The sequence below is a fragment of the Streptomyces sp. YIM 130001 genome (genome assembly GCF_003574445.1).
Taxonomy (GTDB): domain Bacteria; phylum Actinomycetota; class Actinomycetes; order Streptomycetales; family Streptomycetaceae; genus Streptomyces.
The window spans coordinates 1-594 of record NZ_KZ984600.1; the positions used below are offsets into that span (position 1 = coordinate 1).

General features: G+C 68.2%; 1 protein-coding gene. It reads left to right on the plus strand.

The features are described 5' to 3' along the window. The coding region (rpoA, locus tag DSC45_RS35560; RefSeq protein ID WP_119296179.1) for a DNA-directed RNA polymerase subunit alpha at positions 1 to 594 on the plus strand (594 nt) is incomplete at both ends.

The following is a 594-nucleotide window of genomic DNA, read 5'->3' on the forward strand; positions in this document are numbered from 1 at the left end:
GTCGTGATGTACCTGCGCAAGCAGGGCCCGGGTCTGGTCACCGCCGCCGACATCGCGCCGCCGGCCGGTGTCGAGGTGCACAACCCCGACCTGGTCCTCGCCACGCTCAACGGCAAGGGCAAGCTGGAGATGGAGCTGACCGTCGAGCGCGGTCGCGGCTACGTCTCCGCCGTGCAGAACAAGCAGGTGGGCCAGGAGATCGGCCGTATCCCGGTCGACTCCATCTACTCGCCCGTGCTCAAGGTCACGTACAAGGTCGAGGCGACCCGTGTCGAGCAGCGCACCGACTTCGACAAGCTGATCGTCGACGTCGAGACCAAGCAGGCCATGCGGCCGCGTGACGCCATGGCGTCGGCCGGCAAGACCCTGGTCGAGCTCTTCGGTCTGGCCCGCGAGCTCAACATCGACGCCGAGGGCATCGACATGGGCCCGTCCCCGACGGACGCCGCGCTCGCCGCCGATCTCGCCCTGCCGATCGAGGAGCTCGAGCTCACCGTTCGGTCGTACAACTGCCTCAAGCGCGAGGGCATCCACTCCGTGGGTGAGCTCGTGGCGCGGTCCGAGGCGGACCTGCTCGACATCCGCAACTTCGGT